The organism is Dorea sp. MB18-49, assembly GCF_023669465.1.
Lineage (GTDB): Bacteria > Bacillota > Clostridia > Lachnospirales > Lachnospiraceae > Dorea_A > Dorea_A longicatena.
The window spans coordinates 1-6,108 of sequence record NZ_JAMOYX010000082.1 but is presented as its reverse complement, the minus strand read 5'-3'; the positions used below and the strand labels follow the sequence as shown (position 1 = coordinate 6,108).

The following is a 6,108-nucleotide window of genomic DNA, read 5'->3' as shown; positions in this document are numbered from 1 at the left end:
TGTAATGACACCAATGAAATATCATGAGCAATATACAAAAGCAGCATAAAATATCGCCAGCCATAGCATGGCTGACGATACAAAAATTTATTATTTTTTATTGTCCTCTTGACGGGGAGCATACCACATTTTATATCTTGTGTCGGGGGCTTCTTTTACTATTCCTCTTCCGGATAAGTAAACTTCCATGACTTTCTGAATTCCGTCATCATATCCATAACATCTTTTGTATACTCAAAATGCATGCATTCTTCGTCTCCTGCTATCGCTTTTTCCATATCCGCAAGTTCATAAGCAAGCGCATCGGCATTCTCCCCGGCTCTTACGACTTCTGTATCGCCGGTTTCTACGTATGTAATTCTTGCCTCCCATGCTCTTGGATACTCCATAATCTCAATATATCCCTTTTCACAGGAGATCATTCCTTTCTTTGGCTGTTTGGAATGAAGCGACAACATGACCGTTGCCATCTGTCCTTCTGGGTTCATGAGCAAAAGCCCCGCCTGTTCATCTACTCCGGTCGGTGCTGTTTTGACCTGAGACAGTAACTGATCCGGCTTGGAATCCATAAACCAACGAATGAATGAAAGCGCATATACCCCGATGTCCAGCATTGCACCACCGGCAAGATTACGGTTAAAGAAGCGGTTATTCATATCATATTCTTTGAAGCTTCCAAAATTCATCGTGATAAGATTTACTTTTCCCAATACACCGGTCTCCAGAAGTTCTTTTAATTTTTTATAGATTGGCATATGATAAATTGTCATTGCTTCTCCGATGATGACATGTTTCTCTTCTGCCAGTGCTGCCATCTCATTCAATTCGTCACTGTTAAGTGTGATCGACTTTTCTACCAGAATATGTTTGCCATTCTCAATTGCCTGTCTCATGAATTTCTTATGTGTATTATGAGGAGTTGTGATATAGATAACATCCACTTCCGGATCTGTAAACATCTCATTGTAATCTGCATATACTTTACCGATGCCATACTTTTCACCAAATGCAACTGCTTTTTCATAGGTTCTGTTACCGACGGCATATATATTCTTTCCATTCTTCTTTAATGCGACGGCCATCTCATTTGCGATAACTCCTGTACCAAGTACTGCCCAGTTAATATCTTTCATATTTTGATTCCTCCATATATCTGCTTGTTTTTTCCATTACATCTTTCAAGATATCCAGATTGTCTCTGACACTTTTGGTCTCCAGTGAATGATTTGCACCTTCGTATATGTGTATCTTTACATTCTGTTTTTCCGAAAGGTCTGCTACTTTCTTTACATCACTCCACGGATCACTGTTTCCGATAAAAGCAACTGCCGCTTCATGTCCAAATGCATAGGTCTCTTTTAATGGTGTATACAAAATATGCCGGCATGGTATCCGTTGTGCCTTAGCATATGCTGAAGCAATGATTGTTCCGATGCTTTTCGAAATAAATAAAATCTGTTCGTACTGGTCAAATGCAATTTCTTTCAGACTGTTCTCCGCCTGTATATACAAAGAGTCAAATGCCTGCCGCATCTTCTCTTCATTTCCTCTTAGGTTCTTTCCATCATATGTGTAATTCAATGTTACAATCTTCTCATACCCATATTCCTGCACCAGTTTTCTGGAATAATACAATAATGGTTTATCACAATGATAACCTATTCCCGGAAAAAATACTGCCAGTTTCATTCATTCTTTCCTCCTTATTGTCGTCTGAAAATATCATAACATATATTCTCAAATCTGGTGAATATAAAATAAAGAGAAGGAATAGAATTTCTTCCCTTCTCTTTATTTTTACTCTTTCCAGTATTTATTCACCTTTTACTTTTACTGCAGCTTCCGGATCTTCCGCTCTGATAACTTCCGCCATTTTCTTTAGCATTTCCATATCCGGTATTTCCACATCTTTCAGCTCGTAGACCCTTCCCAATCGTTCATACGTCTCTAACCCTAGTCTGTGATATGGAAGTAATTCAATATCTTTGATGTGTTTCAAATTACTTAGAAACTTTATTGTGTCCTTCATATTGTTTTCGTTCATATTAACTGTCGGGATCACCGGAATCCGGATATGGATATCTTCGGCAAATTCTGCGTCTACCTTCACCAGATTTTCTTTTATTCTTTTATTCGACACTGCAGCCGTATAACGATTCCTGTTCCGTCCGGGCAATGATCTCATCCTGTACATCCTTCCCAAGTTCCGTAAAATATGCCGTATACCCTGCCACACGGATGAGAAGTCCTCTGTATTCTTCCGGTCTTTCCTGTGCGGCAAGCAAGGTCTCTCTGTCGATTACATTAAACTGTACATGGAAAATTCCAAGGCTGCACATACTCTTAAGAAGTGCCATCATCTGCATGATACCATTTTCACTGTTTAACATCTCCGGTTCAATCTTCATATTCAGGAGGGTTCCCTGCACGAATCTGTCATGTGGCAGATGTGATACGGATTTTAATACTGCACCCGGACCTTCGGTATCTGTTCCTCCATTCGGACTCACTCCATCCGCTAACGGCTTCCATGCATGTCTTCCGGATGGTAACGCTCCTACCTCCAGACCGAATGGTGTGTTACCAGATACCGGTAATATTCCCGGTGTCATCGTTCCAAATTTACTTCTATAGCTTTCTATTTCATTCGCAATAAACGTAAACATTTCTCCTGCTATCTCATTCGTTGCTTCATTATCATTCCCAAACACCCCACGATCAATTCCTGATCCCAGATCTTTACCGTTTTCTCTCTGCATTGTCTGCGGAACGCCTTTGCTTTTCTGATACAAAGCGGCTCTCCGGCTGTTTCTTTAAAGCTTTCTGTCATAATTTTTGCATTTTCCAGATCCATCTCCGGTCTTGTATTCACTACCCTGTCTTTGATGAGCCGGATACGTTCCATGTATCTTTGTTCACTTTTTTCTTTCTTATCATCTTTCATAGTTTCTCTCCTTTTCTTGTGCAAAACAAAATGGATTATTAAAATCATTACTTTTGCAATAATTTTAACAATCCATTCTCCGTAAAACCATGAATTTGTTAACGTTTCATATGAAAATCTTAACATTTTCCATATTCTCCAGGTGTAATTCCTTCGTATTTCCGGAAACACTGGATAAAATAGCTGGAATCACTGAATCCGGCCGCATATGCTACTTCTGTCACTGACATCTCCGTCCCCATCAGAAGCTCCTTACTCTTCTCTATTCAGTATTCCATCAGATACTAATTCGGTGTTGTACGTACCATATTCTGAAAGCATCTGCAACATTCACCTACACTGACCGATGCCGCTTCTGCAATATTCTTCAGGTGAATCTCTTCCATTTTTTATCTGTCTTATCTCTTAATCTATTCTATATATTTTGTCTATGCTATGCATTATGCTCCGGCTTTCCAGGCTTATTGTAGCATATCTTTTCTTCTTTCTGTATATACTACTTATATGCTTTCCCACTTGTCTGCTTTATCACAGTATATTTTTTGCATAAAATTTCCACAAGAATTTCATTTTATATGTCGTAAATTGCATATTTTTCCATAATTTCTCATTAATTTGCAAGAGCCCATTGACGAAACGTCAAATTCTGTTAAAATATTATAATATCGAGTGGTATATATGAAGATGGAGGATGGTATAGTGGTAGCATATGAAGAATTATCCAAAGAAGAATTATTGCAACTGAAGAGTGAACTGGAAGCTCAATTCGATGAAGTGAAAGCTAAGAATCTGAAGCTGGACATGTCCAGAGGTAAACCGTCTACAGAACAGCTGAACCTTTCCATGGATATGATGGATGTATTAAAAAGCGACTCTGATCTGGTATGTGAAGAAGGCGTCGACTGCCGTAACTACGGTGTTCTGGATGGTATTGCAGAAGCAAAACAGTTGCTTGCAGATATGATGGAAGTACCGAAAGACAATATCGTTATCTTCGGTAACTCCAGCCTGAACGTTATGTATGATACAATCGCACGCAGTATGACTCACGGTGTTATGGGAAGTACTCCATGGGCAAAGCTTGATAAAGTAAAATTCTTATGTCCGGTTCCTGGATATGACAGACATTTTGCAATTACAGAATATTTTGGAATTGAAATGATCAATGTTCCAATGACACCAACCGGCCCGGATATGGATATGGTTGAAGAACTGGTAAGTACAGATCCTGCAATCAAAGGTATCTGGTGTGTTCCTAAATATTCGAATCCGCAGGGTATTACTTATTCGGATGAAACCGTTCATCGTTTTGCAAAACTGAATCCTGCAGCAGAAGATTTCCGTATCTTCTGGGATAATGCCTACGGTATTCATCATTTATATGAAGATAAACAAGACTATCTGATTGAGATCTTAATGGAATGCAAGAAAGAAGGACATCCTGATATGGTTTATAAGTTCTCTTCTACTTCCAAGATCAGTTTCCCTGGTTCCGGTATTGCTGCAATTGCTGCATCTGATGCCAACCTTGCAGATATCAGAAAGCAGATGCGTATTCAGACGATCGGCCACGACAAACTGAACCAGTTAAGACATGCAAGATATTTTGGAAATATTCACGGAATGGTTCAGCATATGAAGAAACATGCAGATATCCTCCGTCCAAAATTCGACATTGTCTTAAAGACACTGGATAAAGAACTCGGCGGACTTGGAATCGGTTCATGGCTGGCTCCGCGTGGCGGATATTTCATCTCTTTTGATTCTATGGATGGATGTGCAAAAGCAATCGTTGCAAAAGCTAAAGAAGCCGGACTTATCATGACTGGTGCAGGTGCAACTTTCCCTTACGGAAAAGATCCAAAAGACAGTAATATCCGTATTGCACCGTCTTATCCAACCGTAGAAGAACTTAAGGTAGCCACCAAAATCTTCGTTTTAAGCGTAAAACTTGTAAGTATTGATAAATTACTGCAAAGCAAATAAAAATAAGCTCAAATCGCCATCTAAGACGCAGCATGGGCATGATCATTACAGATCATGCCCCATTTTTATATCTCTATATACATTTATTACGTCTTATCTTTATCGAACCGACTGATTACTATTACTCCATATATTTCTTCTTCAGTTCATCAACTTTAGCTCTGTAAGCTTCTTCCTGTTTTTTCTGAGACAGTTCTGCACGGATCTGGTCTTTTACTTCTTCCAGACTTGATTCTCCTGCTTCTTTCTTGTCCTCAACTTTGATCAGGTGATATCCAAACTGTGTCTTTACCGGACCTACAACATGTCCAACCTCTGCAGCAAATGCGGCATCTTCGAACTCTTTTACCATCTGTCCTCTTCCGAATTCTCCAAGGTCTCCCCCGTTTGCTCCCGACGGACATGTAGAAGATTCTTTTGCTACATCCTCAAATACCTTTTCTCCGCTTGTGATTGCATTCAGAAGCTCTGTACATTTCTCTTCATTATCTACTAAGATATGTTTTGCATGTACAGATGCACCCTTCGAATATTTCGATTTATTTGCTTCATAATATTCTTTGATTTCATCATCTGTTACGTTTACTGTTGCAAAAAGCTTTCTCATAGCCATCTGTGCAAGGATATCTTTTCTTGCATTTTCCATAACATTCTTGAATTCTTCTGTCTCGTCAATTTTCTCTTCTTCGCCGTATTTTGCAAATGCGTATACTGCAATCAGCTGTTCTTCACACTGCTTACGAAAATCCGGATGAGCCGCATATGCCTGCTGTTCTCTTGGAAGGCTGTGGATGAATGCCTCTACTTCTGCTTCTGTGATCTGATGTCCACCAACTGTGGCGATTATTTTCTGTTCCATAATGTACTCCTTTTCTATTCAACAATGGTTCAATTGTATCATCTATACTTCCTTTGGTCAAAAGATATTTGGTATTTTATATATTTTTTATTCTTTATACCTTTCATGCATTAAACAAAAAAACAACCAACATACCGTTGATTGCTTCTTATTTTTCATATACCTTCAAAACTGCATACAAGAAATATTTTCTTCATCCTACCTATCACCTTGCTTGGTCATGCCCTCGACCGATTAGTATCAGTCAGCTCCATACATTACTGTACTTCCACCTCTGACCTATCTACCTCGTCGTCTTCAAGGGGTCTTACTACTTACG

8 protein-coding genes and 1 rRNA gene are annotated in these 6,108 nt (G+C 39.2%); 1 reads left to right on the top strand and 8 read right to left on the bottom strand.

From position 1 onward, the window contains the following. Positions 1–158 precede the first annotated feature (158 nt). From NCY30_RS14630 to NCY30_RS14605, 6 genes are all read right to left on the bottom strand, one after another. Entirely contained in the window at positions 159–1,133 is a 975-nt protein-coding gene (locus NCY30_RS14630) for a Gfo/Idh/MocA family protein (protein ID WP_195465315.1), read from the bottom strand. Continuing rightward, positions 1,120–1,689, bottom strand: coding sequence for an alpha/beta family hydrolase (locus tag NCY30_RS14625; protein WP_006429001.1), 570 nt, complete (start codon positions 1,687–1,689; stop codon positions 1,120–1,122). The genes NCY30_RS14630 and NCY30_RS14625 overlap by 14 nt, the downstream gene beginning before the upstream one ends. Positions 1,690–1,813: 124 nt before the next feature. Continuing rightward, on the bottom strand, positions 1,814–2,185 hold the full coding sequence (locus NCY30_RS14620) for a hypothetical protein (protein WP_147578455.1): 372 nt from the start codon (positions 2,183–2,185) through the stop codon (positions 1,814–1,816). Further along, positions 2,130–2,759, bottom strand: coding sequence for a glycine radical domain-containing protein (locus NCY30_RS14615; RefSeq protein ID WP_250818862.1), 630 nt, complete (start codon positions 2,757–2,759; stop codon positions 2,130–2,132). The genes NCY30_RS14620 and NCY30_RS14615 overlap by 56 nt, the downstream gene beginning before the upstream one ends. Beyond that, positions 2,675–2,944, bottom strand: a complete 270-nt coding sequence (locus NCY30_RS14610) for a pyruvate formate lyase family protein (RefSeq protein WP_250818861.1) — start codon at positions 2,942–2,944, stop codon at positions 2,675–2,677. The genes NCY30_RS14615 and NCY30_RS14610 overlap by 85 nt, the downstream gene beginning before the upstream one ends. Positions 2,945–3,063: 119 nt before the next feature. Then, a complete protein-coding gene (locus tag NCY30_RS14605) occupies positions 3,064–3,210 on the bottom strand; it encodes a helix-turn-helix transcriptional regulator (RefSeq protein WP_259829111.1) in 147 nt (48 codons plus the stop codon). A gap of 412 nt (positions 3,211–3,622) precedes the next feature. Here NCY30_RS14605 and NCY30_RS14600 point away from each other — a divergent pair, with 412 nt between their 5' ends. Further along, a complete protein-coding gene (locus tag NCY30_RS14600) occupies positions 3,623–4,930 on the top strand; it encodes an aminotransferase (protein ID WP_179960976.1) in 1,308 nt (435 codons plus the stop codon). Positions 4,931–5,051: 121 nt separating this feature from the next. On the opposite strand, the gene NCY30_RS14595 is transcribed toward NCY30_RS14600, so the two are convergent. Continuing rightward, positions 5,052–5,789, bottom strand: coding sequence for a peptidylprolyl isomerase (locus tag NCY30_RS14595; RefSeq protein WP_006429012.1), 738 nt, complete (start codon positions 5,787–5,789; stop codon positions 5,052–5,054). Between the two features lie 214 nt (positions 5,790–6,003). After that, positions 6,004–6,108: ribosomal RNA gene (locus NCY30_RS14590) — 23S ribosomal RNA — on the bottom strand; the annotation flags it as partial.

What these genes read in the sequence shown, in the direction of transcription:
- NCY30_RS14630 (WP_195465315.1), bottom strand. Translation starts at nt 1,133, where the DNA reads ATGAAAGATATTAACTGGGCAGTACTTGGTACAGGAGTTATCGCAAAT.
- NCY30_RS14615 (WP_250818862.1), bottom strand. Translation starts at nt 2,759, where the DNA reads ATGCAGAGAGAAAACGGTAAAGATCTGGGATCAGGAATTGATCGTGGG.
- NCY30_RS14600 (WP_179960976.1), top strand. Translation starts at nt 3,623, where the DNA reads ATGAAGATGGAGGATGGTATAGTGGTAGCATATGAAGAATTATCCAAA.
- NCY30_RS14625 (WP_006429001.1), bottom strand. Translation starts at nt 1,689, where the DNA reads ATGAAACTGGCAGTATTTTTTCCGGGAATAGGTTATCATTGTGATAAA.
- NCY30_RS14620 (WP_147578455.1), bottom strand. Translation starts at nt 2,185, where the DNA reads ATGAGATCATTGCCCGGACGGAACAGGAATCGTTATACGGCTGCAGTG.
- NCY30_RS14610 (WP_250818861.1), bottom strand. Translation starts at nt 2,944, where the DNA reads ATGAAAGATGATAAGAAAGAAAAAAGTGAACAAAGATACATGGAACGT.
- NCY30_RS14595 (WP_006429012.1), bottom strand. Translation starts at nt 5,789, where the DNA reads ATGGAACAGAAAATAATCGCCACAGTTGGTGGACATCAGATCACAGAA.